The following is a 24,067-nucleotide window of genomic DNA, read 5'->3' on the forward strand; positions in this document are numbered from 1 at the left end:
GGCCGATGGCCTGACACGCTGGTGAAGGGCTTGAGCCTAGATTCGCCTGGATAAGGAGTTCTGTTTGCCCGGCCTTATTCAAGGGATGCACCAGAAATGCTCACCATGAAGCAGCTCGATGAAATGGATTTGACGCTTTACCTGCAGACTGAAGGTCGGCGAATGGCCGCGGAGCTCCGAGGCAAGACACTGCCGGACGCAGAAAACCGGTCGCCCGCACCGCCTGACTCCTGTCCGCCCGCGGCTCGGCACCCCAGTGCCCACGGGCCCGCTCAACAGCAATGCGCGACCCCGGCCGCCAGCCAAAAGCCGGCGCGCAGCCTGAGCGAGGCCCTGCAGCGCATGGGTGTGACGGGCTCACCTTCGCGCCGGGTGTAGGCATTCGCCGCGACTTGCGGCCCCAGGGCTGGCCCTGTTGCCGGCTGCGTCCTATTATTCAGACAGCGCCATAGAACGCACCTGGAGACACCCATGAAACCCTACCTGCCCTTTGTACTGACGACCTTGTTTTTTCTGTCCGGCTGCCCCGATAACAAGGTTCCCAAAGCGCCACCCAAGGCGCCCGAGCCCAAAGCAGAAACTGTCGCCACGCCGATACCTTCCATGGTTGCAATCAAAAGCAGCCTGTCCGGTCCCCTTTCATGAAAAACCGTGGATGGCCATCCGGCATGTTTGCGGCCATCTGCCTGGCCGGATGTGCCGGCACAACAGCAGAGCCGCCCCCGCACCCCGTCAGCGTGGACGGGCAGACCTATCTCATCAGCCAGCTGACAGCCGGCACCTGGACAGCCATTGCTCCAGGGTCAAAAGACGGCAGCATCATATCGACCCCTGCGGGCCGCGCAGCGTTGCTGCAGGCGATTGAACTGCGCTCCGGCTGCAAGGTCACCGATGCTGACTATTCACGCAACGGCGTACAGCTCGACGCCCAGGTGGATTGCGCAAGCAGCTTGAAGAACTAACGGGGGCACTCCCGACATGGAGAAAAAAAAGGGGCGACAGATGCCGCCCCTTGGTTTGCCGAGCCTCGAGTGCCGACAAAAATCTTACCGATTCCTTGTGTGCGAAGGCCGACCCTTATCAGGCCTTCAGCGCATCGCGCAGGGCCTTCACCTGGTCATGGTTGCGCTGTGCGCCCTGGGCCTGGCGTTCCACCACGGCTCTGATCCCGGCGGGGAAATTACGCTTCAGGGCTTTGCGGTAGCGTGCCACCGCAGCGTCTTCGCCGCGCTCGCACTCGTTGAGCATCGCCTGGTCACTCAACGCGCTCAGCGTGGCCCGCACGGAAACCCATCCGCGATGCAATGCACCGCTGACCGAACCGCCTTCGTCGGGCTTCCCGCCGAGCTGGCGAATCAGGGTTTGCAGCTCCAGGCCTGCAGCCCGGCATTCATCGGCATGACGAAGCAGCAGTGTCTTGATGTCCTGCGCCTTGGTGTGCTCGGCGCATTCACGGAAACCATACTCGCCGTCACGGCAGGACTCGAGCAGGTCGTTCAGGTTTTCGATGACGTCGTCATCGTCGTCCACTGTTGCATCGCCCGTTGCGACAGCATTTTCAAAAGCACCCGGGTACAGGCTCTCAACCCTGCTCCATGCCGCGCGGCTCGCCTCCCTGGCCTGCGGCCAGGTCAATGTGGAACGCTCTCTTTTCGTATCCCAATGGGTACGCAAGCGGCTTTCGGTTTCGTCAAATGAACCCGTATATTCCTGCCGGCCGTAGAGCCCCAGCCGGTAAGCCGGCGCGTAGTCGTCAAAGGGCCGCCCGTTTTCGTAATAGCTTTCACGGTTGTAGTTGCCGCGCCAGTAGGCTTCTTCTGCGGTCGGGTCCAGCGCTTCGGCAGCTTCCTTGCCGCCCAAGCCGCCCGCCGCAGCGCCAATACCTGTTCCGACCGGATGGGCACCCGGCTCCTTGCTGATGGGATCAAGATTCTGATCGTGCTGTTCCTTTGCCATGGTGTACTCCTTTGTCTCTTGCTGCGTTGTAAAAAAACTGCCCGGACGTTGCTCGCACCATCGTGATGTGATGATGATTGCCAGGCAGGTAGATTGATGGTGCAACCCAGGCATGTACTGCGCGGTCAGGCAAGCACAGCCTCCGTTGTAGGAGAACGCCGCGCACGCCCCGGCCAGGTTGTCACGTCAGAAATTTGCGCAATTTCGGCCTGCAGACCTTTCAGGATCAGCGCAGGCAGCTATCAAAACAGGAGCAACAACAAGGAAGAAGGCCTGGACTTTGGCGTGCGCAGCGATCGCAACAGCACTGCAACTGAAGACCCGGCCACTTAAGCATCGAGCTCCGGGTAACGGCGAAAGATGCCGTCTTCGTTGAAGGGAATGCGCCGCTCGCTCGCAAGATAGGCTGCCACGCGCCGGTGCCGGGCCACGCTGTCGTGCAAGGCCACAACGCGCGGCATGGCCTTCAGTGCGCGGCGGGCCGCCTTGGGAAACGCATACAGCAGCCCCTCCACCAACTGGAACAGGGAAAGGTCGGCATAGCTCAGCCGGCCACCCACCAGATACGCGCTCCCGCGCGGGTTGCGCTCCAGCACGGTTTCAAACCAGCCCAGAAATTTCTTCACGCGCGCCGTCCTGAATTCTTTTGCGCGGCGCAGCGCTTCCTTTTTCTGGTCTTCGTAATACAGGCCGGTTCCTACCGGATGATGGGTGTCGTGCGCCTCGGCCACGACGTCGGCAATCGTGAGCTGCAGCTGGTGCGTCCACAGGCGTTGAGCCTCGCTCTTGCCCACCAGGCCCAGGCGCGGACCCAGGTAAAGCAGGATGGCTGCCGACTGGCCGACGATGGTTTTTCCGTCCACCAAAAAAGGCGGCGCGAAGGGCGGGTGCGGCACGTCCGCGCTCTCCATGAAGTGCATCATGGCGGGAATGCCCTGGCCGTCGCCCTCACAGCCACGCGCCACGTCCAGGTAATCGGCGCCTGCGGCCTCCAGTGCCAGGCGGACAAATTCGCCGCGCCCCTGGATGGTGGGCCAGTAGTGAAGCTCGTAAGGCATGAATCACAAACTCCTGTGCTTGGCGTTTCGTCCTCTTGCGTGCAAGCGCTGGGGGCGGGCCGCTGGAAACTCAGAAACCGCGCTTAGCCTGCGGCGGCAATCTGCCGCAAGGCCTGCTCAAACACTTCGACGGGTTGTCCGCCGGAAATCAGGTGGCGGTCGTTGATGATGATGGCCGGCACCGAGTGGATACCCTGGGTCAGGTAAAACTGCTCGCGTTCGCGCACCTCGCCGGCATATTCACCTGAGGCCAGCACTTCACGCGCACGGGCTTCATCCAGCCCCGCTTCGGCAGCCGCTTTCGCCAGCACCTCGTGTGAAGCCGGGCTCTGGCCGTCGGTGAAGTAGCGCTTGAAGAGCAGTTCCTTCAGCGCCTTTTGCTTGCCCACCCCTTCCAGCTCGGCCCAATGCAGCAGGCGGTGGGCGTCAAAGGTGTTGTAGATGCGACTGCGCCCGCCGCCGGGCTCGTCGGCCATGCTGAACTTGAAGCCCACCTGCGCGCCGCGCGCACGGATGTTCTCGCGGTTGGCCTGCGCCTGTGCGGGCGTGATGCCGTATTTTTCGGTGATGTGCTCGGTGATTTCCTGGCCTTCGGGCACCATCTTCGGGTTGAGTTCAAAGGGCTGAAAGTGCAGCTCGGCCTGGATGTCGTCGCCCACGCGCTCCAGCGCCTGGTCCAGGGACTTGAGGCCGATCACGCACCATGGGCAGGAGACATCGGACACGAAATCGATTTTGAGTTGGGTGGTCATGGGGGCCTTGAGGGTTGCTGTTCCGGCAGACCGATTTTGGCCCGCAGCAAAGCAGTTTGCGGTTCGACCGGGGATATTCAAGTACCCGGCGCGAGGTTAATCAGCGGGAGCCGCCCCTGCCTGGGGCCGCCTGTGGCAGCCCTTTTCAAGAAACTGTCACACAAGCTTCCTAAGATTCCCGCAGCGCAGCCCGACTTGCCCCGCCGGAGTGCGCGGCCAGGGCTGCGGCTTCACGACCACTCCACCTGAAACACTGGAAACCATAACAATGTCCGACCTGGCCACCCCTTCCCTTCCCTCCCGCCGCACAGCCCTGAAGTTCCTGGCGACCGCGCCCATGCTGCCGCTGGGGGCCCTGGCCTCCAGCACCCTGCTGTCGGGATGCGCTACCGGCAGCGGCCCCGCCGCAGCGGGAAATTACATGGCTTCCAGCTTCACGTCCATGGCCGCCCCCTCGCTGGCTGATGCGGCCGCCATGGCCACCACCACCGTGGGCTCCAGCCTGCAGGTCCGCCTCAAAGACAACAGCACGCAGAGCTACAAGCTCGCCTACCAGCCCTTCTTCGTGACCGGCGACATGGTGCCGGACGGCAAGGGCGGCACCATCCTCGCCGGCGGCTATGTCGACATCAACAACCGGCCCATCATCGACCGCTCGGTGCCGGGCAAGGAACGCCAGATATTCTCCGACTCGCCCGACGGCACTTCGTTGCTGGGTCTGCCGAATGCCAACGTGCCCGGCATCAAGGGCAAGGCAGTGTTCGCCGTTGTGCAGTTTGAATACACCACACGCGACCAGGCCGGCGCCGACGCCTACGGCAACCTGCCCTCACCCATCGCCGTGCTGACGCTGGACCAGGACCAGGCTACCGGAAAGCTCAGCCTCGTGAAGTACCACAACGTGGACATGTCCAAGGCGCATGGCCTGTGGATCACCTGTGGCGCCAGCCTCTCGCCCTGGAACACCCACCTCTCGAGCGAAGAGTACGAACCCGACGCACCTTTTGCCGCCGAAAGCGCGCAGTTCAGGAAGTTCAGCAAAAACGTCTACGGCGACGAGACCAGGGCCAACCCCTATCACTACGGCCACCTGCCTGAAGTCACTGTGCATCCCGACGGCACCGGCACGGTCAAGAAGCACTACAACATGGGCCGCATCTCGCATGAGCTGGTGCAGGTCATGCCCGACAACCGCACCGTGCTGATGGGCGACGACGCCACCAACAGCGGCCTCTTTGTCTTTGTGGCCGACCGCGAAAAAGACCTGTCTTCCGGCACGCTGTATGTGGGCAAGCTGGGCAGCGGGTTCTCGGTGGACCCGGCCGCCGAGGGTGCGAAGATTTCGTGGATCAAGCTGGGCCACGCCAGCAGCGCCGAGATCGAAAAAATGGCCGACACGCTCAAACCGGCCGACATCATGACGGTGTCAAAAACCGACCCCAGCGACGCAAGCTTCACCAAGGTGTTCTACGGCGGCAACGCCAACTGGATCAAGATCAAGCCCGGCATGGAAAAGGCCGCGGCCTTCCTGGAAACGCACCGCTATGCCTACCTCATGGGCGGTAGCATGGGCTTTTCCAAAATGGAAGGCACCACCGTCAACATCAAGGACAAGGTCGCCTACTCGGCGCTGCAGAATATGCAGGATTCCATGGTCAAGACCGGCAAGGGCTGGAACGCGGCCAGCGGCATCGCCCTGGACAAGGCGCTGATTGCCGGCGGCGTGATGGTGCACAAGCTGGACGGCGGCCAGAAAGACCTGGCCGGCACCGCCATCAACAGCGAATGGATGCCGGTGCACACCAAGGCCCTGCTGGTCGGCGAAGACATCGCCGGCGATGCACTGGGCAACAAGGCCAACCCCAACAAGGTGTCCAACCCGGACAACCTGAAGTTCTCGGAAAAAATGCGCACACTCTTCATCGGCGAAGACAGCAGCACGCACGTCAACAACTTCATCTGGGCCTACAACGTCGACACCCAGCAGCTGTCGCGCCTGATGTCCATGCCTTCGGGCGCCGAAGCCACCGGCCTGCATGTGGTGGACGACCTCAACGGCTGGACCTACATCATGAGCAACTTCCAGCACGCCGGCGACTGGATTCCGGCGCTGCATGGCAAGGTGCAGGCCACCCTGGACCCACTGGTGCGCGCGAACTACAAGGACCGCTTCGGCGCAGCTGTGGGCTACCTCACCGCAGACCCCAGCAGCATCAAGCTGGGCTGACTGACGGCATAGCCATCAACATGGTTACAGGCACCGGCGTCGGTGCCTCAGGCGCAAAGCGGGCTCATGGCCCGCTTTCCGCTTTTGCCCCGAATGAAATGCCGCGCACGGGTTGTGCGATGTGCGACCTTACGTGTGCGTCCCTAGAATGTTCAGGATAGCGACGGCCGGCTCATGTGGCCTGACGCGTTGGGTTATGTGTGTCAAAAGTCCATCTAACCCATACAGGACAAGCGCGAGAAGCTATCAAAAACAGAGCATCTGCAGCGACAACATTGAGACAACCCCGAGACAAATCCATGCGATACGCCCAGACCGATCTGACCAACTACGCCCGAACCCTGCTGACCACCGCCGGCCTGGAGCACGACAAAGCCGCTGCCGTGGCCGACATCCTGGTGCAGGGCGACCTGATGGGCCACAACACCCACGGGCTCGCCCTGCTGCCGGGCTACCTGGCAGAGCTGGAATCTGGCGCGATGGAAAAACTCGGCACCCCAGCCGTGCTGGCCGACCATCCGGCCGCCGTGACATGGGACGGCCGCCGCCTGCCCGGCCCCTGGCTGGTTCTGCAAGCCATGACGTTGGCCACCGAGCGTGCCGCCACCCAGGGCACCTGCACGGTGGTGATTCGCCGCAGCCACCACATTGCCTGCCTGGCCGCCTATCTCCAGCGCGCCACCGATCAGGGCCTGATGTTGCTGCTGACCTGCTCGGACCCGAACACGGCCAGCGTTGCCCCCTTTGGCGGGCTGGACCCGGTGTTCACACCCAACCCGGTTTCTGCCGGCATTCCTACCAGCGGCGTTCCGGTGCTGATGGATGTGTCCACCTCGGCCACGACCAACGGCATGACCAACCGGCTGCACAAGGAAGGCAAGCGGCTGCCTGCTGCCTGGGTGATGGACGGCCACGGCGTGGCCAGCGACAACCCTTCGGTGCTGTTCGACGAACCCAAGGGCACCATCCTGCCGCTGGGTGGCATGGACTCGGGCCACAAGGGTTATGGCCTCACCTTGCTGGTGGAAGCGCTGACCGGCGGCCTCGCAGGCCATGGCCGCGCCGACCCAAAAGAAGGATGGGGCGCGACGGTGTTCCTGCAGGTGATTGACCCGCGCGCTTTTGCGGGCCTGGATGCATTCACGCGCCAGACTGGCCATGTCACGGATGCCTGCCGTGCATCACGACCCGCGCAAGCAGGGTCTGCCGTGCGCACGCCCGGCGAAAAAGGTATTGCGCTGGCAGCCAGGCAAATGGAATCGGGCGTGGAGCTGTATCCCTCCATCCTGCCTGCACTGTCAAGCTGGGCGATCAAGCTTGGGGTGACAGAGCCGTCTGCCGCCCACTGAAGCGCAGCCTTTCCAGCGGAAAACCGATCAGGCCAGCCGGTGCCGCTGACGAGTTTTCTGCTTGCAGCGCCTGCTGATCAGCCTTTGGTATTACAGAAACCATCAAAAATTTAAAGTGCCCCCCGCATACCCGGGGTTTGTCCCTAGGCGAGGAATTTTTCAGGTCCACATAATTAGTGCGTCGTTCAAACTAATTCTGAAGTGCTGCATTTGCAGCGGAACGATTACCGGGATTCAGCTGGGTTTTCAAAACTACACGCCCGACTGGGCAGAACTATCGGAGACATTCATGAAACTAAAAAATTCCCTCACCGCTATGGCACTCAGCCTGGCCGCTGCCGGCGCATTTGCGCAGGTCACTGTCGGCGTCAGCTGGTCCAACTTCCAGGAGGAACGATGGAAAACCGACGAGGCCGCCATCAAGACGCAACTTGAAAAGCTGGGCGCCAAGTACATCAGCGCAGACGCAGCGGGCTCCCCTGAAAAACAACTGGCGGACATTGACGGCCTGATGGCCAAGGGTGCCAAGGTCCTGATCGTGCTGGCCATGGACAAGGACGCCATCCTGCCCGCCGTGAACAAGGCCACCAAACAAAAAGTGCCGGTTATTGCCTACGACCGCCTGATCGAGGCACCCGGCGTGTTCTACATCACCTTCGACAACAAGGAAGTCGGCCGCATGCAGGCCCGTGCCGTATTCAAGGCCAAGCCCAAGGGCAACTACGTGATGATCAAGGGCTCCCCCACCGACCCGAATGCCAATTTCCTGCGCGAAGGCCAGCAGGAAATCATTGACGCCGCCGTCAAGAAAGGCGACATCAAGATCGTGGGCGAGGAATACACCGAAGGCTGGAAGCCTGAAGTCGCGCAGAAAAACATGGAACAGATCCTGACCAAGAACAGCGGCAAAGTCGATGCCGTGGTGGCCTCCAATGACGGCACCGCCGGCGGTGTCGTGGCGGCGCTGAGTTCCAAGGGCCTCAAGGGCGTGCCGGTGTCCGGCCAGGACGGTGACTTTGCCGCCCTGAACCGCGTGGCCATGGGCACCCAGACCGTGTCGGTATGGAAAGATGCGCGCGACCTTGGCAAACAGGCGGCCAGCGCAGCCGTCAATCTGGGTGCCGGCAAAAAAGTCGACGGCGCGACTTCCTGGAATGGTGGCGAGAAAAAGATCGCCCTGCAGGCCCAGTTCCTCAAGCCCGTGCCCATTACCCGCGACAACCTCGATGTGGTCGTGAAAGCCGGCTGGATCAAGAAAGACGAACTCTGCAAGGGTGTCACGGGCAACGTCCCCGCCTGCAAGTAATACGGGCTTTCAACCACCTGCTCCCCGTTCTGCGCAAGCGGGCAAGGCAACCAGCCTGTAGGTTGCCTGCGGGAGCACTGCATCCTCAAAACCATGCAATTTCCCGTTCGATTCCTGCGCAACGCTGCCGTCGACTGGCGGCTGGTGTTCATGGGGGGCGTGCTCGCCGTCCTGGCTGGCGTATTCCAGGTCCTGTCGGGCGGCATTTTCCTGTCGCCTGAGAATCTCTACAACATCGCCCAGCAAACCGCGGTGGTGGGCATCGTGTCCACTATCATGGTGCTGATCATTGTGGCCCGGCACATTGACCTGTCGGTCGGTTCGGTGATCGGTTTTGTCGGCGTGCTCATCGCCTATCTTCAATACACCCTGGGATGGTCCTGGCCGGCGGCGTCGCTCGCCGGGCTGGCGGCGGCGCTGGTGGTGTCGGTATACCAGGGATGGCTGACCGCCATGCTCGGCGTCCCGTCTTTTGTGGTCACGCTGGGAGGGCTGATGTCCTTGCGCGGCGCGGCTTTTCTGGTGGCCGACGGCAAGACCCAGCCCGTCAGCGACGAGACTTTTCTGCAGCTCGGCGGCGGCTATGACGGCGGTATCGGGGTGACCGCCACCTGGGTCCTGACCGCCTGTGTGAGCCTGGTGCTGGTGGTTCGCATGCTGCTGCGCCGCCGTGCCTCCACGCGCCATGAGATGCCCAACCAGCCCGTGTGGGTGGATGTACTGCTGGTGGCGGCACCGGTGGTTCTGCTGGCCGCGTTCGCCGCGACCATGAACAGCTACCTGGTCACCAACAAGGACGCCCCCCAGGGCATCCCGATTCCGGTGCTCATTTGGGCGGCCGTGGCGGTGGTGATGTCATTCATCTCCCAGCGCACCCGTTTTGGCCGCTATGTTTACGCCATGGGCGGCAACCCCGACGCCGCGGTGCTGGTCGGCATACCGGTCAAGCGGGTAACGCTCATGCTGTTTGCCCTGCTCGCCGTGCTCATCACCATCGCGGCCATCGTGTCGGTGGCCCGCCTGAATGCAGGCACCAACTCGCTGGGCACCGGGATGGAGCTCTTCGTGATTGCCGCCGCAGTGATCGGCGGCACCGCGCTGGCCGGAGGCAGCGGCACCATCATCGGCTCGGTCCTGGGTGCACTCATCATGCAATCGCTGGACAGCGGCATGCTGCTGCTGGATGTCTCCATCGGAAAACGCATGATCATCATCGGGCAGGTGCTGATTGTGGCGGTGGTATTTGACGTGCTCTACCGCAAGTGGGCGCAGGAAAACTAGGATGAAACACCCCCGAAGCGCCTTCGGCGCCCGGCACCTCCGCCAGAGGCGGAGGCCCTTCGAAGCCGTCCAAGCCTGCGCAGGCAGGCTTGGAGCCGCGGCTCTCAGCCCCTCAAGGGGGGCGAGACCCGCGGCTCCAGACCGACCTGCGTCGGTCTGGACGGGTCGAGCGGTGGCTGCCTCCGGCAGCCACGCGGCCTGCAAGGCACACCCGCGGCCCGGCGAAGCCGGTTCCGCGGTGTCCCTGGCCTTTGCCGTGCGGTTTCATGTGTCGCGGGTGGCGCGCAGCGCAATGGATCACTGAAATGCAAATCACTACCGAACCCCTGGTCGAATTCAAGGACATCCGCAAGGCTTTTGGCGGCGTTCATGCCGTGGACGGCGTGAACCTGAATCTGTACCCCGGCGAAGTTGTCGCCGTCTTGGGCCACAACGGCGCCGGCAAATCCACACTCATGAAAATGCTGGCCGGCGCTTTCCCGATCGATTCGGGCGAAATCCATGTGATGGGACAGAAAGTGAATCTCCGGACCCCGGCCGATGCACAGCACCAGGGCATCGAGACCATCTACCAGACGCTGGCACTCGCCGACAACCTGGACGCCGTGGCCAACCTGTTTCTGGGCCGTGAAAAAATGACGGCCTGGAATACGCTGGACGACTACTTCATGGAGGCACAGGCACGCAAGGTGTTTGGCCGCCTGAATAAAAACTTCACCAACATCCACACCCCGGTGCGGCGCCTGTCGGGCGGTCAGCGCCAGGTGGTGGCCATCTCGCGCGCCATTTATTTCAATGCCCGCATCCTGATCATGGACGAACCCTGCGCCGCCTTGGGCCCGGAGGAATCCGCCATGGTCGCCAACCTGGTCCTCCAGCTCAAGGCCGAAGGCGTGGGCATTTTCCTGATCACGCATGACATGCAGGATGTTTTTTCGCTCAGCGACCGCCTGTCGGTGATGAAAAACGGCCGCCTGATCGGCACCTACCGCACGGCCGACCTGAACGAAGACCAGATTCTCGGCATGATCATCGCCGGCAAGCAGCCGGAAGGGAAAACACAGGCGCCGCACCGCATTGCCTGAACCATGCCATCGGCCATGAAAACCACAGGTGACCAGCAACTCGTCAAACGCATCAACCGCAGTGTGCTGATGCGCTTGCTGCGCAACCAGCCTGGGCGCTCGCGCGCGCAGCTGGCCAACCATAGCGGGTTGACCAAGTCGACGGTCAGCCTGCTGGTGCGAGAACTTATTGATGAAGGCTGGCTCAGTGAAATCAGCATGGCCGCCACCAACGGTGTGGGGCGGCCCTCCACGCCCCTGCAAATCGACTGCCGGTCGCGCGGCCTGATTGGTGTGGAAGTGGCAGTCGACACCCTGCGTGTGGTAAGCGTGTCCCTGCTGGGGCAGGTGCTGTGGTCAACGCAAGAACCTTTGCGCGGCACCCGGCCGCAAGACGTCTGCAGCCAGATTGCCGACCTGACAGTGCTGGCCCAGGCACAGCTGGTATTGCGCGGCGCGCAACTTTCAGGTGTGGGCATCGGCCTGCCCGGCGCGTTCGACGAAACCACCGGTGTGGTCCGCTTTGCCCCCAACCTTGGCTGGCGCAACGTGGACTTCTTGCCGCAGATCACCCAGGCACTGATTCATGCAGGCCTGCCCGCGGTACCGGTGCACGTGCAAAACGAAGCCGACACGGCCGCGCTGAGCGAATACGAATTCTCGGAGAACGACGGCAAGGACTCGCTGATTTTTGTGACCTGCGATGTCGGCGTGGGTGCAGGCATCGTGCTCAACGACCGGCTGTTCACCGGCATGCGGGGCATGGCCGGCGAAATTGGCCACAGCATTCTGGAACTCGACGGTCCCGCATGCTCCTGCGGACGGCGCGGGTGTGCGGAGGCCTTCATCGGTTCAGGCGCACTGGGCCAGTTGGCGGACGCTCACCGGTCGGGACACTACCTGGGTGTGCTGCTGCAGAACCTGTGGACCACTTTCGACCCCAGCGTGCTGGTGGTGGGCGGCGCATCCTGCCAGCGTTTTCCGGACATGGTGCGGGTTGCCCAGGAGACGCTGCAAAACTACGCCACCCATGCCGGCGTAACCGCTCCGGTGGTGCGCGTGGCGCGTTACGGCCTGCTGGCTTCAGCGGTAGGTGCTGCCGCCCTGGTGCTTCACCAATATCTGCGCCCCATGCATCCGCGCGGCCGCCTCGTGAGCAATGGCCTTCCTGAGGGCTTCAAGCCCGGGGTGACGGAATTGGCCGCAGCCTCCTGAAACCATCCGTAGGCCCTCGCTGACACCCATCAGCGCATCTACCCGATAAAGCAGCGGCTCCACGGCACGCATAGTGGGGCCACAACATTTCGTGGAGAAGAAAATGTCTTTTGCGCTTTACATGATCGGTTTCGTGATTTTCCTGGCCGGCGTCATCTGGGGCGCCGTGGTGGCCGGTGTGCCGCATCTGTACATCGGCATAGGTGCGCTGATCTTCCTGGGCATAGGAATCTTCAGCGCCGTGAGCCGCACGCGCAGCAAAGACCCCTCTTAAGCGACACGCGCGGGCGTCTGTACTATTCCCGCGGCGCTTCCCGCGCCATCAAGGCCTGCTGCAACTTCGCCAGCACGGCGCTCGCGGCGCGTAGCTGCGCCTGATTCATCCCCTCAGCCAACGCATTGGCCCATACTTTTTGCCCGGCCTGTATGGTTTGCAAGGCCTTGCGACCTTTGGCCGTGAGCCGCAGCAGCTTGGCGCGCGCATGGGCCGGATTGTTTTCATAAGCGCTGAGGCCCTCTTCCACCAGTAAATCCGCCACGCGCTGCACGCTCTGCCGCGTCAGGTTCATGGCGCGTGCGATCTGTGCCACCGACAGCGGTGCGTCCTCCACTGCGGCCAGCACCTGCCAGCGCGCCGAAGTCTGCCCGGCCGGCGCCGCCAGCGCATCGCCGGCCGCCGTCAACAAGCCGTTGAGCTGCATTACCTGCACCACCAGCCAGCTCAGGGTACTGGCGGCCGGAGTGCGTTCGACCTCCTCGTTGGCGCCTCCCAATTTGACAGCATGCTGTCGTTTAACTATACTTTCAGACATGACAATATTCTGTCATATTCGGATTTTCCCAACAACCTGCAACCATCAAGGAGTTCGCCCCATGCAAAAGACCTATACCGGAAGTTGCCACTGCGGCGCCGTCCGTTTTGAAGCCGACATCGACCTCAGCAAAGGCACGGGCCGCTGCAATTGCTCCATCTGCACCAAAACCCGCAACTGGGGCGCCATCATCAAACCCGACGCATTTCGGCTGCTGGCCGGCGAGAACGAACTGAGCGACTACCAGTTCGGCACCAAAAGCGGCCACCATTTGTTTTGCAGGCACTGCGGCGTGCGGCCTTTCGGCCGGGGTTATGTGGAGCAGATAGGCGGCGACTATGTATCCATCAATATCGCCGCGCTGGACAACGCCGAACCGGCTGAATTGATCAGCGCGCCGGTCAACTACGCGGACGGGCGCAACAACGCCTGGTGGAACACCCCTGCCGAGACACGGCACCTCTGATTCATCGCGGGCATCCACCTCCCCTGAACGATGTCGGTCAGGAATTGAGGAAGGTCAGGTCCGGCCTCAGCCCACTACAACGCAACGCGGCTTTCCGTTCGTCTATTTATGCAAAGCGACTGCTTGGCGAAATGCATATACTTCAACGGCCCCTCCCCGCCAGCCCTGCGTTCCCGCCTTCCCGAGGAAAGCCATCATGAGCATCGAAGCCTTTATCTACGACGCCATCCGCACGCCGCGCGGCAAAGGCAAAAAAGACGGCAGCCTGCATGAGGTCAAGCCCGTCAACCTGCTGGCCGGCGTGCTGGCAGACCTGCAACGGCGCAGCGGCTTCGACACTGCGGCAATCGACGATGTGGTGATGGGCGTGGTTTCACCGGTGGGTGAACAGGGCGCGGTGATTGCCAAGGTGGCCGCGCTCAAGGCCGGCTGGGACTTCCGCGCCTCGGGCGTGCAGGTCAACCGCTTTTGCGCCTCGGGCCTGGAAGCCGTGAACATGGCCGCGCAGAAAGTACGCTCCGGCTGGGAAGACCTGGTGGTGGCCGGCGGCGTCGAGAGCATGAGCCGCGTACCGATTGGCGCCGACGGCGGCGCCTGGGCGCAAGACCCGGAGACCAACAGCGCCACCCTGTTTGTGCCGCAAGGTATAGGCGCCGACCTGATCGCCACGATGGAAGGTTTCAGCCGCGCCGACGTGGACGCCTTTGCGCTCGAAAGCCAGCAGCGCGCTGCCCAAGCCCGCGCCGCCGGCCACTTCGCCAGCTCCGTCGTACCAGTCAGGGATTTTCTGGGCCAGACGATTCTGGCCGAAGACGAATTCATCAAACCCCACACCACGCTGGAAGGCCTGGCTTCACTCAAACCGGCCTTCGAGCAGCTGGGCGGCATGGGCTTTGATGCCGTGGCGCTGCAGCGCTATCCGCAGGTTGAGCGCATCCACCACGTGCACCACGCCGGCAATTCATCGGGCATTGTGGACGGCGCGGCCGCTGTGCTGGTGGGCTCGGAAGCCGCCGGAAAAACCCACGGCCTCAAGCCGCGCGCCCGCATCGTGGCCGCCGCACTGAGCGGCGCCGACCCGACCATCATGCTGACCGGTCCCATGCCCGCCACGCGCAAGGCGCTTGCCAGGGCCCGCATGACGGTGGAGCAAATCGACCTGTTCGAAGTCAACGAGGCCTTTGCCGCCGTGGTGATGCGCTTCATGAAAGAGATGAAGGTGCCGCACCACAAGGTCAACGTGAACGGCGGCGCCATTGCCATGGGCCATCCGCTGGGCGCCACCGGCGCGATGATCCTCGGCACGCTGGTCGACGAGCTGCACAGGCGGAAGTTGCGCTACGGCCTGGCCACGCTGTGCGTGGGCGGTGGCATGGGCATCGCAACGATTGTTGAAAGAATATGACTCCCCCCCGAAGCGCCTGCTGCGCAGTCGCCTCCCCCTCAAGGGGGCAACACCAGCGGCCCGGCAAAGCCGGTTCCGCGGTGTTTCCCGTGAAAACCCTCCTTTCCCAGCCTCTCCCATGAAAACTATCCACTATGAACTGAGTGACGGTATTGCCACCATCACGTTTGACGAGCCAGGCTCGCCCGTCAACACCATGTGCCTGCAGTGGCAGGACGATCTCACTGAAGTCACCGCGCAGGTGGTGAAAGACAAAGACGCCCTCAAAGGCATCATCCTCGCCTCCGCCAAAAGCACTTTTTTTGCCGGCGCTGACTTGAAGGCCGTGATGCGCCTCACACCGGCCGACGCGCCCAGGGCCTATGCCGAGATCGAACGCGTCAAGAAAAACTTCCGTACCCTCGAAACGCTGGGCATCCCCGTGGCCAGCTGCCTTAACGGCACGGCACTGGGCGGCGGCTGGGAAGTCGCATTGGTCGCCCACTACCGCGTGGCGGTGGACGACCGTAAAACGCAGTTTGGCCTGCCCGAGGTCACGCTGGGCCTGCTGCCGGGCGCCAGCGGCGTGAGCAAGATGACGCGCCACCTTGGCTTGATGGGCGCGCAACCCTATCTGGTCGAAGGTAAAACCTTTAACCCGCGTGAGGCGCTTGAGCTGGGACTGGTGCAAGAGCTGGTGGCCGATGCCGATGAGCTGCGCGGCAAAGCACTTGCCTGGATCGCCACCAACCCCACGGCCCAGCACCCCTGGGAAGCCCGGGACTACAAAATCCCGGGTGGCACACCGGCCAGTCCCAAGATCGCCGCAGCGCTAAGCGTCGCGCCTGCCATGCTCAAAAAGCAGACGCGCGGCCTCTATCCCGCGCCTGAAGCCATCCTGGCCTGCATGGTCGAAGGCACACAGGTGGATCTGGAAACCGCCTTTCGCATCGAAAGCCGCTACCTCGCCAAACTCATGACCGGCACCAATGCCAAGGCCATGATCAACACCTTTTTCTTCGACATGAACGCCATCAAGAGCGGGCAGTCGCGGCCCAAAGGCGTGGGGCGTTTCCGGCCCGCGAAGGTTGGCCTGCTGGGCGCCGGCATGATGGGTGCGGGCATCGCTTACGCGCAGGCCAGCAAAGGCATTGCCACCGTGCTCAAGGACGTCAGCCAGGACAAGGCCGAAGCCGGCAAGGCCTACAGCAGCAGGATCACCGCACCGCGTGTGGAGAGAGGCCGCATGACGGCCGCCGAGCAAAACGCCCTGCTCTCACGCATCACTGCGACCAACCAGGTCGCGGAACTGGCCGGCTGCGACCTCATCATCGAGGCCGTCTTCGAGCGGCGCGACCTCAAGGCCAAAGTGACGCAGGAGGCCGAGCCGCTGCTGGCGCCCGGCGGTTTCTTCGCGTCCAATACCTCGACCCTGCCCATCAGCAGCCTGGCCACGGCAAGCGACAGGCCCGAAAAATTCATCGGTATCCACTTCTTCAGCCCGGTCGAAAAAATGAAGCTGGTCGAGATCATTCGCGGCAAACAAACCGACGATGAAACCGTGGCCAGCGCCTTCGACTATGTGCAGGCCCTGGGCAAGATTCCCATCGTGGTGAACGATGCGCGCGGCTTTTACACCAGCCGCACCTTCGGCACCTTTGTGATGGAAGGCGCGGCCATGCTGGGCGAAGGCATTCCCGCCGCCGCGATTGAAAATGCCGGCATCCAGGCCGGCATGCCCGTCGGCCCATTGGCCGTGCTGGACGAAACCGCCTTGTCACTGAGTGTGCATGTGCTGGACCAGACACGCACCGACTTCACCGCAGAAGGCAAGACCTACACCGCCACCCCCGGCGAACTGCTGGTCGAACGCATGGTGAAAGAGTTGAAGCGCCCCGGCCGCGCGGCCGGTGGCGGCTTTTACGACTACCCCACCGAGCCAGGCGCGAAAAAACACCTGTGGCCCGAACTCAAACCTTTGTTCGAGAAGCGCGACGCCGCCTGGGACATCAACGAACTGAAAGACCGGCTGCTCTACCGCCAGGCGGTGGAAACCGCCCGCTGCCTCAGCGAAGGCGTGCTGACCACCGTGCATGACGCCAACATCGGCTCCATCTTCGGCATAGGCTTTCCGGCCTGGACCGGCGGCACGATGCAGTTTATCTACGGCATGGGGATTGATGCCTTTGTCGCACGCTGTGCCGAGCTGACCGCCAAATTCGGGCCTGGCTTTGCGTTGACGGATGCGGTCAAAGATGCGATCCGCCAGCATCAGCCGATTTACTGAGCTGCTTCGTTTAACTCACCCCTCCTCCCATTCATCTCATCGATCCATATCCAATATCCACTTCATGCCAAGACTCCAAAACAAGATCAGCATCATCACCGGCGCCGCCCAGGGCATTGGCCTGGCCACCGCACTCAAGTTTGCCCAGGAAGGCGCCATCGTCATCGTCTGCGACGTGAAACAAGCCGGTGTGGATGAAGCCGTCAAACAGTGCCAGGCCCTGGGCGCGCAGGCCGTTGGTTATGTGATGGACGTGACCCAGCGCTCCATGGTGGATGCAGTGGTCGGCAAGGTCAAGGACCAGTTCGGCCGCATTGATGTCCTCGTCAACAACGCCGGCATCACGCAGGATGCGAGGCTGCAGAAAATGACGCTGGAGCAATTTGACAAGGTGATCGACGTGAACCTGCGCGGCGTCTTTCACTGCGCGCAAGCGGTGGCCGACACCATGACAGCGCAAGGCAGCGGCGTGATACTGAACGCCAGTTCAGTCGTCGGCATCTACGGCAACTTCGGCCAGACGAATTACGCTGCCAGCAAGTTCGGCGTGATCGGCTTCACCAAAACCTGGAGCCGTGAACTGGGCCCCAAGGGCGTGCGCGTGAATGCGGTGGCCCCCGGTTTTATTTCAACGCCCATTCTGAGCACGATCCCCGACAAGGTGCTCAAGGAAATGGAAGCTCATGTGCCGCTCAAGCGCCTCGGACGACCTGAGGAGATTGCGAATGTGTATGCCTTCCTTGCGAGCGATGAAGCGAGTTATGTCAATGGAGCGGTGATTGAGGTTTCTGGTGGGATGTCGGTTTAGGGTGGTATCTCGAAAGCGACTTCCCGCTGTCGGAAACCATGCTTGACCGAACAATCAAGCGAAAACTCCACTCATGACAATCTGCAATATAGATATAGCTTTTTAGTTCTTTGGGAGACGCGGGAGAATCCCCAAAATGCATCCACAGATGGTCACAAATCCGAACTCGGTAGTTGACGACCTCATCGATGGCATCACTGCGATCGTGCTGCGGACCTATGAGGTTGACCAACTCTTGCCTCACGAAAGCGCTGAACGCCTCTCGCTTGCCGGCCATGAACTCGTGAGCGCCATTTCGACGGACACAGGGCAAATCGAGTTCTCCTGTGAGCTGACCCTTGCCGCTCACGAGAGGAAAAGCGCATTTCTGGTGAAGGTACAGGGCCAGGCAGGCTATGAAACCCCGATCTGGCGCATCAACGAAATCTATAACGTGGTTGTGGACCCGCTTGACCGCGGGGAGTCCTTATTTGCCGACCTGCAGTAGATTCACCCGATAGTGACGGCAGAGGGTTTCATCTGCCGCAGCCACGCCCCGGGCGACAAACCCACACTGCCCTTAAAGCGCCGGCTGAAATGGCTCTGGTCGGCAAAACCGCAGGCAGCGGCCACCTCGGCCAGGCCCTGCCCGGCCAACATGGCTGACTGGGCGCGTTCGATGCGAACGGCATTGAGGTAGATATGCGGCGGCACGCCAAACTGCCGGGCGAAGGCGCGGGTCAGGTGAACACGCGACAGGCCAGCCTCGCCTGCGAGGGCATCGACGGTGATGTCCTGGTCGAAGTGGCTGCGCAGGTAGTCGCGAATGCGGACCATGCGCACAATGCCGGCTGGTTTCACCTCGTCGCCCGAGCGCCGCTCTCCGTAGCGCTGCAGCAAGCGCACCAGCACATTGCGCGTGAGTTCTTCTGCGCGCAGCGACTCTTGCGCCTGCCCGCCTGCGCCTATGGCGCGCGCCAGCGCGCGGCCCATGGCGGCGTCGCGCACCACAGGTTGGCAAAAATAAGCCGCCATGTCGAGGCCGGCTTCCTTGTCACGGCAGTCGTTCACCACTTGTGGCGACACATACAGCATGCTGTAGCCAAAGCCTTCCTGTGTGCCGCGCTGGCCGTCGTGCGGTTCGTCGGGATTAAAAAGAATCACATCGCCGCGCAGGCTGGCGTGCAGCGTGCCGCCGCAGTGAAAGGTCTGCACGCCGGAGGCGGTGACCCCGATGGAATAGGTTTCGTGGCTGTGGCGCTCGAAGGTGTGCTCTGTGAAGTGGGCATTCATCTGCGTCACACCGGGCAGCGCGCCCGGACGAAAGCGGGCCCAGTCTTGGGGTGTAGGGGCCTGGGCGTCGTGCATGAAACAATCGTAAAGGAAACAATCGTACAAGACGCGGTAGCCCTGAACAAGGAAACTCCCCCTCAATCGCATTCAACCGCCATGAAAGAGGAGTTCACATGAAAGAAGCCGTAGACCTGCAGACCAAGCTCGCGACCTTTGAAGGCCACTGGCAGCCGCGCACCGTGAGCGAGTTCAACGGTCACGACGTGATGGTCGTCAAGGTCCAGGGGGAGTTCAGCTGGCATTCGCACCCGGAGAGCGACGATTTCTTCCTGGTGCTCAAGGGCGAGCTGCACATCGACATCGACGGCCAGCCCACCGTCACGCTCAAGCCCGGCCAGTTGTATGTGGTGCCGCGCGGGGTGCGCCATCGCCCCCGGGCATCACAAGCGGCTCACCTGCTGCTGATTGAGCCGACCGGTGCGCCCAACAGCGGCGATGCGGCCACAGCGGCCCCGCGCCGGGTGATCTGAAGCCGGCTGAGGTCGGCAAATGCCAAATATTTGACTTTGTCAATTAATTGATTGACGATATCAGCCATGGCTTCGTCAATCAATACCACCGCCTCAGGCACGCCTGCCCCGCCCCAGACTGGAGCGCCCTTCGCTTCTACAGCCCACGTCAAGGCGGTGCGAAGCTTTAACCGCTTCTACACCCAGCGCATCGGCGTACTGGACCCTTATCTGGACAGCGAGTTTTCGCTGACGGAGGTGCGGGTGTTGTATGAACTGGCGCACCGCGACCAGCCCACCGCCACGGAGCTGGGGCGCGACCTGGCGCTGGACGCGGGTTACCTGAGCCGCATCCTGCGCCGCTTTGAGTCCAAGGGCTGGCTGGCGCGTGTGCCTTCGCCAGCGGACGCGCGGCAAAGCCTGCTCAAGCTGACAGAAGGCGGCCATGCTGCATTTGCGCCGCTGCAGCAGCGCTCCCGCGACGAAGCCGCCGCCCTGCTGGCCGCGCTGGCGCCAGACCACCAGCAAAAAGTGGTGACAGCCATGACCACGGTGCAGCGGCTTTTGGCCAACAGCGAGGAGCCCGCCGCGACACGTACCGTGCTATTGCGCGACCCCGGGCCGGGCGACATCGGCTGGGTGGTGCAGCAACACGGTGAAATTTATGCGCGTGAATACGGCTGGAACAGCGAATTCGAGGCACTGGTGGCCGATATTGCCGGCAAGTACCTCAAGAACCACCAGCCGGATTGGGAGAAATGCTGGATAGCCGAAGTCGACGGCGAGCGGGCGGGCGCGGTGTTTGTGGCGCGTAAATCAGCCACCGTGGCCCAGCTGCGCATGTTGATCCTCACGCCGCAGGCGCGCGGACTGGGCCTGGGCGGACGCCTGGCCGACGAGTGCATCGCATTTGCGCGCAGCAAGGGCTACAAAAAAATGGTGCTCTGGACCAACAGCTGCCTGGACGCGGCGCGCGCCATTTACGCGAGGCGTGGTTTCAAGCTGACCAGGAGCGAGCCCTACCATGGCTTTGGGAAAGAAAACCTGGTGGGCGAAACCTGGCAGATGCGGCTGTAGGCCGCTACGGTGGTTGCGCCGTGCACCCCGCTCTAAAATTCAAGCCATTTTGGCCTCCAGCCCATATCCAACGAGCGCAAGCAGCTATCTTATTAATAGCAAACAGCGGCCCTTGGCCTCCTGTGTGCAGGCTGTGGTGCATCGATGAAACGGCGATAATTGGTGCATGAGCACCCCTCCCGCCGAAGACCGCCCGAAACCCCGATCCCTCTCCGACCTTTTCATCTCATTCACCTTGCTGGCGCTTCAGGGCTTTGGCGGTGTACTGGCTGTTGTGCAACGCGAGCTGGTCGAAAAAAAGCGCTGGATGACGCGCGAAGAATTCATTGAAGACTGGGCCGTCGCGCAAATCATGCCCGGGCCCAATGTAGTCAACATCTCACTGATGATAGGTGGCCGCTACTTCGGCCTCAAGGGCGCCCTGGCAGCGCTGGCCGGCATGCTGACCGTGCCGCTGGTGCTGGTGCTGCTGCTGGCGGTGGTCTATGCCCAGTTTGCCGGGCATCCCGGCGTGGCCGGCGCGCTGCGCGGCATGGGCGCCGTGGCAGCCGGGCTGATTGGCGCAACCGGCCTGAAGCTGTTCGGCGCGCTCAAGAAAAACGTGCTGGGCCTGCAGCTGTGCGCCGCGTTCGGCGTGGCCTGTTTCGTGGCCGTCGCCCTGCTGCGCTTTCCGCTGGCCTACGTGCTGCTCGGGCTGGGCGGCGTGGCCTGTCTGCTCGCTTACCGCAGGCTGGCACCATGACCGAATCGCTGCATCTCGTCTTCGGCGCGCGGGAATGGTTTGACCTCTTCCTGCATTACCTCTCGCTGTCGCTGCTGTCGATAGGCGGGGCCATCACCACCGCCCCCGACATGCACCGTTTCCTGGTCGACAAGCAGCACTGGCTGACCGACGCGCAGTTCAACGCGTCCATCGCCATTGCGCAATCAGCCCCCGGGCCGAATGTGCTGTTCATCGCTTTGCTGGGCTGGAATGTGGGGTTGAATGCGGGCGGCATGCTGACCGGGCTGCTGGGCGTTTTCCTGGCGATGCTGGGCATCCTGATTCCCAGCACCACCCTCACCTACCTGGCCGCGCAGTGGGGGCACCGCAACCGCGAGCTGCGCGCGGTGCGGGCTTTCAAGCAGGGCATGGGGCCCATCGTGGTGGCCTTGCTGATCGCGACAAGCTGGATATTGGCCACCGCCAACGGCAGTTCGCTGAAAGACTGGCCGGTGTGGCTGCTGGCGGCCGCCACGGCCGTGATTGTCTGGCGCAGCAAGATCCATCTGTTGTGGCTGCTGGGCGCCGGCGCATTGCTGGGCTGGTATGGGCTGATCTAGCGGCCCGTTCCGGGGCGGCTACTCTGGTTTGCCACGCCGGTGAAAGTACACCATGCGGGCAGCCTGCCGCATGGGTTCGGTGTCCAGGGCCATATTGAAGATCCAGTCGGCCTGAAAACGGTCAAACAGCCAGCGCAGCGTGCGTTTGGCGCGGTACTTCGGGTAGTGCCGCACCAGCCCTTGCGCTGGATCAGCCGGGTCACTGCCATCGGCCGAACCACCTTGCAAAAAGGCAGCCACCGCGCTGCCCACCGCATCGCCATGCTGCAGGGCCGTGTGGATGCCACCGGCCGTCACGGGCGACACCATGCCGGCGGCGTCACCGACCAGCATGACGCGTGCGTCGGACACCCGCTTCAGCACCCCGCCGCAGGGAATCATGCCGGCGCGCGTGGCCAGTGGACTTGCGTTGCCGACGTCCACATGCGGCGCGATTTTTTCCATGAAAGCACCCATCCATGCCTGTTTGGCAGGCACGGACGTGCCTGAGGGGGACATCCGCCTGGCCAGCCCGATCTGGTGAATACCGGCACCCGCAACAGCCCAGCCGATGTAGCCGGGCGCGAGCTGGCGGTCTATGAAGCAGTGCAGCAGGTTGGCATCCAGCCGGGCCTGGCCGTATTCATGCTCAATGCCGAAGAGAAACTGGGTATTGAGCGACAGGCCCAAAGCCTTGGCCACACGCGAATGGGGGCCGTCGGCGCCGACCAAATAGCGAGCCTGCAGCGCCATTGGCTCCTGCGAGGCGACCGACTTGACGGACACGGCCCAGCCGCCGCTGTCTCGCGCGGCCTGCTCGAACAGCGTGCCGGCCAGCAAGGTGACACCATCCGCCTGCACGGACGCACACATCCAGTCCAGCAGGGCCGGCGTGTCGGTTGCCCAGAAGTAATACCCGGGCGCGTGCAGATCGACATGGCGAAGATTGGGCGAATAAAGCCTCACGCCGTCCACCTGCCGCACCAGCGCCGCGGGCACTTGCTGCAACCACGGGATGGTGTCTATGGCATCTTTCACGATGATGCCGGTGGTGTGCAGCTTGTCGCCGGAAGAAGTCTTCTTTTCGACAATGGCGACCTGCAGGCCCGCCCTGGCCGCGGCGCGCGCGCAGGCCAGCCCGGCAAAACTGGCGCCTATGACGACCAGGTCGAAGTGCTGCGGCGTCGTCATGCCCTGCGCTGGCGCAGGGCTTCGTACAGGCACACACCGCTGGCTACGGACACATTCAGGCTTTCCACCGCGCCATGCATCGGAATGCTGACCAGTTCGTCGCAAGTCTTGCGCGTGAGCTGGCGCATGCCCTCGCCTTCAGCGCCAAGCACCAATGCCACAGGGCCTTTCAGGTCCACGTCGTAAATTGTTTTTTCCGCATCGTCGCTGGTACCTATGCACCAGATGTTGCGTTCCTTGAGCTCGCCGAGGGTGCGGGCCAGGTTGGTCACCATGAAATAGGGCATGGTTTCGGCGGCGCCACTGGCGACCTTGGCGACGGTCGCATTGATACCGGCCGCGTGGTCCTTGGGCGCGATCACCGCATGGGCGCCAGCGCCATCGGCCACACGCAGGCAGGCGCCGAGGTTGTGCGGGTCGGTCACGCCGTCGAGCACCAGCAGCAGCGGCTGGGCAACACCGGCTTCTTCGAGTTGCTCCAGCAATTCGTCGAGCGATTTGACCTGCGCCAGTGGGTCGACCCGGGCCACAACGCCCTGGTGGCCGTGGCTGCCGCACATCTTTGCGAGGCGCAAACCGTCGGATTCGATCAGCCGCACACCCGCCTCCCGGGCCCGGTCCGTGAACTGGCGCATGCGCGCGTCGCGGCGGGACACATCGAAAAACACTTCCAGGACGGATTGCGGCGCTGTTTTGATGCGAACGCCGACGGCATGGAAGCCAAAAAGCACTTTGGGAGAAGAAGACATGG

Annotated in this window: 25 protein-coding genes; 18 read left to right on the plus strand and 7 right to left on the minus strand. The window is 62.7% G+C overall.

The annotated features are described in order from the left end of the window. The first annotated feature begins 471 nt into the window (after positions 1–471). Both AC1DYR_RS00095 and AC1DYR_RS00100 read left to right on the plus strand, forming a co-directional pair. Positions 472–645, plus strand: a complete 174-nt coding sequence (locus AC1DYR_RS00095; protein WP_477703303.1) for a hypothetical protein — start codon at positions 472–474, stop codon at positions 643–645. Continuing rightward, positions 642–962: a hypothetical protein gene (locus AC1DYR_RS00100; RefSeq protein ID WP_477703304.1), complete on the plus strand. Its 321-nt coding sequence runs from the start codon at positions 642–644 to the stop codon at positions 960–962. The genes AC1DYR_RS00095 and AC1DYR_RS00100 overlap by 4 nt, the downstream gene beginning before the upstream one ends. 118 nt (positions 963–1,080) lie before the next feature. Here the strand turns inward: AC1DYR_RS00100 and AC1DYR_RS00105 are convergent, their stop codons facing one another. From AC1DYR_RS00105 to AC1DYR_RS00115, 3 genes are all read right to left on the minus strand, one after another. Beyond that, positions 1,081–1,956: a ferritin-like domain-containing protein gene (locus AC1DYR_RS00105; RefSeq protein WP_477703305.1), complete on the minus strand. Its 876-nt coding sequence runs from the start codon at positions 1,954–1,956 to the stop codon at positions 1,081–1,083. Between the two features lie 329 nt (positions 1,957–2,285). After that, the gene (locus AC1DYR_RS00110) at positions 2,286–3,014 is read right to left on the minus strand and encodes a glutathione S-transferase (protein WP_477703306.1); all 729 of its coding nucleotides are present in this window, start codon (positions 3,012–3,014) and stop codon (positions 2,286–2,288) included. Positions 3,015–3,097: 83 nt separating this feature from the next. Further along, a complete protein-coding gene (locus tag AC1DYR_RS00115; protein ID WP_477703307.1) occupies positions 3,098–3,766 on the minus strand; it encodes a DsbA family oxidoreductase in 669 nt (222 codons plus the stop codon). Positions 3,767–4,034: 268 nt separating this feature from the next. On the opposite strand from AC1DYR_RS00115, the gene AC1DYR_RS00120 reads away from it, so the two are divergent. The 7 genes from AC1DYR_RS00120 (at position 4,035) to AC1DYR_RS00150 (ending at position 12,482) form a co-directional block, all read left to right on the plus strand. Further along, positions 4,035–5,993, plus strand: coding sequence for a PhoX family protein (locus tag AC1DYR_RS00120; protein ID WP_477703308.1), 1,959 nt, complete (start codon positions 4,035–4,037; stop codon positions 5,991–5,993). Positions 5,994–6,292: 299 nt separating this feature from the next. After that, a complete protein-coding gene (locus AC1DYR_RS00125) occupies positions 6,293–7,342 on the plus strand; it encodes an Ldh family oxidoreductase (RefSeq protein ID WP_477703309.1) in 1,050 nt (349 codons plus the stop codon). Positions 7,343–7,631: 289 nt separating this feature from the next. Further along, positions 7,632–8,648: a D-xylose ABC transporter substrate-binding protein gene (gene xylF, locus AC1DYR_RS00130; protein ID WP_477703310.1), complete on the plus strand. Its 1,017-nt coding sequence runs from the start codon at positions 7,632–7,634 to the stop codon at positions 8,646–8,648. Positions 8,649–8,798: 150 nt separating this feature from the next. After that, positions 8,799–9,929 (plus strand): sugar ABC transporter permease, encoded by a 1,131-nt coding sequence (locus AC1DYR_RS00135; protein WP_477704100.1) that lies wholly within the window; start codon positions 8,799–8,801, stop codon positions 9,927–9,929. Between the two features lie 305 nt (positions 9,930–10,234). After that, positions 10,235–11,014 carry an ATP-binding cassette domain-containing protein gene (locus AC1DYR_RS00140; RefSeq protein ID WP_457280704.1) on the plus strand — a complete coding sequence of 260 codons (780 nt, stop codon included), beginning with the start codon at positions 10,235–10,237 and terminating at the stop codon, positions 11,012–11,014. A 15-nt stretch (positions 11,015–11,029) separates the two neighbouring features. Continuing rightward, the gene (locus AC1DYR_RS00145; RefSeq protein WP_477703311.1) at positions 11,030–12,208 is read left to right on the plus strand and encodes an ROK family protein; all 1,179 of its coding nucleotides are present in this window, start codon (positions 11,030–11,032) and stop codon (positions 12,206–12,208) included. Positions 12,209–12,311: 103 nt separating this feature from the next. Further along, entirely contained in the window at positions 12,312–12,482 is a 171-nt protein-coding gene (locus AC1DYR_RS00150) for a hypothetical protein (protein WP_457280702.1), read from the plus strand. A 22-nt stretch (positions 12,483–12,504) separates the two neighbouring features. Here AC1DYR_RS00150 and AC1DYR_RS00155 read toward each other — a convergent pair whose 3' ends face one another. Further along, positions 12,505–13,020 carry a MarR family winged helix-turn-helix transcriptional regulator gene (locus tag AC1DYR_RS00155; RefSeq protein WP_477703312.1) on the minus strand — a complete coding sequence of 172 codons (516 nt, stop codon included), beginning with the start codon at positions 13,018–13,020 and terminating at the stop codon, positions 12,505–12,507. Positions 13,021–13,081: 61 nt separating this feature from the next. Here AC1DYR_RS00155 and AC1DYR_RS00160 point away from each other — a divergent pair, with 61 nt between their 5' ends. From AC1DYR_RS00160 to AC1DYR_RS00180, 5 genes are all read left to right on the plus strand, one after another. Then, a complete protein-coding gene (locus AC1DYR_RS00160; protein WP_477685719.1) occupies positions 13,082–13,486 on the plus strand; it encodes a GFA family protein in 405 nt (134 codons plus the stop codon). 196 nt (positions 13,487–13,682) lie between these two features. Further along, positions 13,683–14,891 (plus strand): acetyl-CoA C-acetyltransferase, encoded by a 1,209-nt coding sequence (locus tag AC1DYR_RS00165; protein WP_477703313.1) that lies wholly within the window; start codon positions 13,683–13,685, stop codon positions 14,889–14,891. Between the two features lie 118 nt (positions 14,892–15,009). Beyond that, on the plus strand, positions 15,010–17,157 hold the full coding sequence (locus AC1DYR_RS00170; protein WP_477703314.1) for a 3-hydroxyacyl-CoA dehydrogenase NAD-binding domain-containing protein: 2,148 nt from the start codon (positions 15,010–15,012) through the stop codon (positions 17,155–17,157). 64 nt (positions 17,158–17,221) lie between these two features. After that, positions 17,222–17,965 carry a 3-oxoacyl-ACP reductase FabG gene (gene fabG / locus AC1DYR_RS00175; RefSeq protein ID WP_477703315.1) on the plus strand — a complete coding sequence of 248 codons (744 nt, stop codon included), beginning with the start codon at positions 17,222–17,224 and terminating at the stop codon, positions 17,963–17,965. A 148-nt stretch (positions 17,966–18,113) separates the two neighbouring features. Further along, positions 18,114–18,452, plus strand: coding sequence for a hypothetical protein (locus tag AC1DYR_RS00180; RefSeq protein WP_477703316.1), 339 nt, complete (start codon positions 18,114–18,116; stop codon positions 18,450–18,452). 2 nt (positions 18,453–18,454) lie between these two features. Here the strand turns inward: AC1DYR_RS00180 and AC1DYR_RS00185 are convergent, their stop codons facing one another. Further along, positions 18,455–19,312, minus strand: a complete 858-nt coding sequence (locus AC1DYR_RS00185) for an AraC family transcriptional regulator (RefSeq protein ID WP_477703317.1) — start codon at positions 19,310–19,312, stop codon at positions 18,455–18,457. Between the two features lie 98 nt (positions 19,313–19,410). Here AC1DYR_RS00185 and AC1DYR_RS00190 point away from each other — a divergent pair, with 98 nt between their 5' ends. The 4 genes from AC1DYR_RS00190 to AC1DYR_RS00205 all read left to right on the plus strand — a co-directional run bounded on the left by AC1DYR_RS00190 (position 19,411) and on the right by AC1DYR_RS00205 (position 22,146). Further along, on the plus strand, positions 19,411–19,767 hold the full coding sequence (locus AC1DYR_RS00190) for a cupin domain-containing protein (RefSeq protein WP_477703318.1): 357 nt from the start codon (positions 19,411–19,413) through the stop codon (positions 19,765–19,767). Positions 19,768–19,833: 66 nt separating this feature from the next. After that, positions 19,834–20,823, plus strand: a complete 990-nt coding sequence (locus AC1DYR_RS00195) for a bifunctional helix-turn-helix transcriptional regulator/GNAT family N-acetyltransferase (protein ID WP_477703319.1) — start codon at positions 19,834–19,836, stop codon at positions 20,821–20,823. Between the two features lie 166 nt (positions 20,824–20,989). Continuing rightward, complete coding sequence (locus AC1DYR_RS00200; RefSeq protein ID WP_477703320.1) at positions 20,990–21,565, plus strand: chromate transporter; 576 nt, start codon at positions 20,990–20,992, stop codon at positions 21,563–21,565. Then, a complete protein-coding gene (locus AC1DYR_RS00205; protein WP_477703321.1) occupies positions 21,562–22,146 on the plus strand; it encodes a chromate transporter in 585 nt (194 codons plus the stop codon). Before AC1DYR_RS00200 ends, AC1DYR_RS00205 begins: the two co-directional genes overlap by 4 nt. Positions 22,147–22,164: 18 nt before the next feature. Here the strand turns inward: AC1DYR_RS00205 and AC1DYR_RS00210 are convergent, their stop codons facing one another. Beyond that, a complete protein-coding gene (locus AC1DYR_RS00210) occupies positions 22,165–23,316 on the minus strand; it encodes an NAD(P)/FAD-dependent oxidoreductase (protein ID WP_477703322.1) in 1,152 nt (383 codons plus the stop codon). Then, positions 23,313–24,065 carry a 23S rRNA (guanosine(2251)-2'-O)-methyltransferase RlmB gene (rlmB, locus tag AC1DYR_RS00215; protein ID WP_477703323.1) on the minus strand — a complete coding sequence of 251 codons (753 nt, stop codon included), beginning with the start codon at positions 24,063–24,065 and terminating at the stop codon, positions 23,313–23,315. The genes AC1DYR_RS00210 and rlmB overlap by 4 nt, the downstream gene beginning before the upstream one ends. Between the last annotated feature and the right edge of the window lie 2 nt (positions 24,066–24,067).

This window comes from Polaromonas sp. P1_F9, assembly GCF_056405615.1.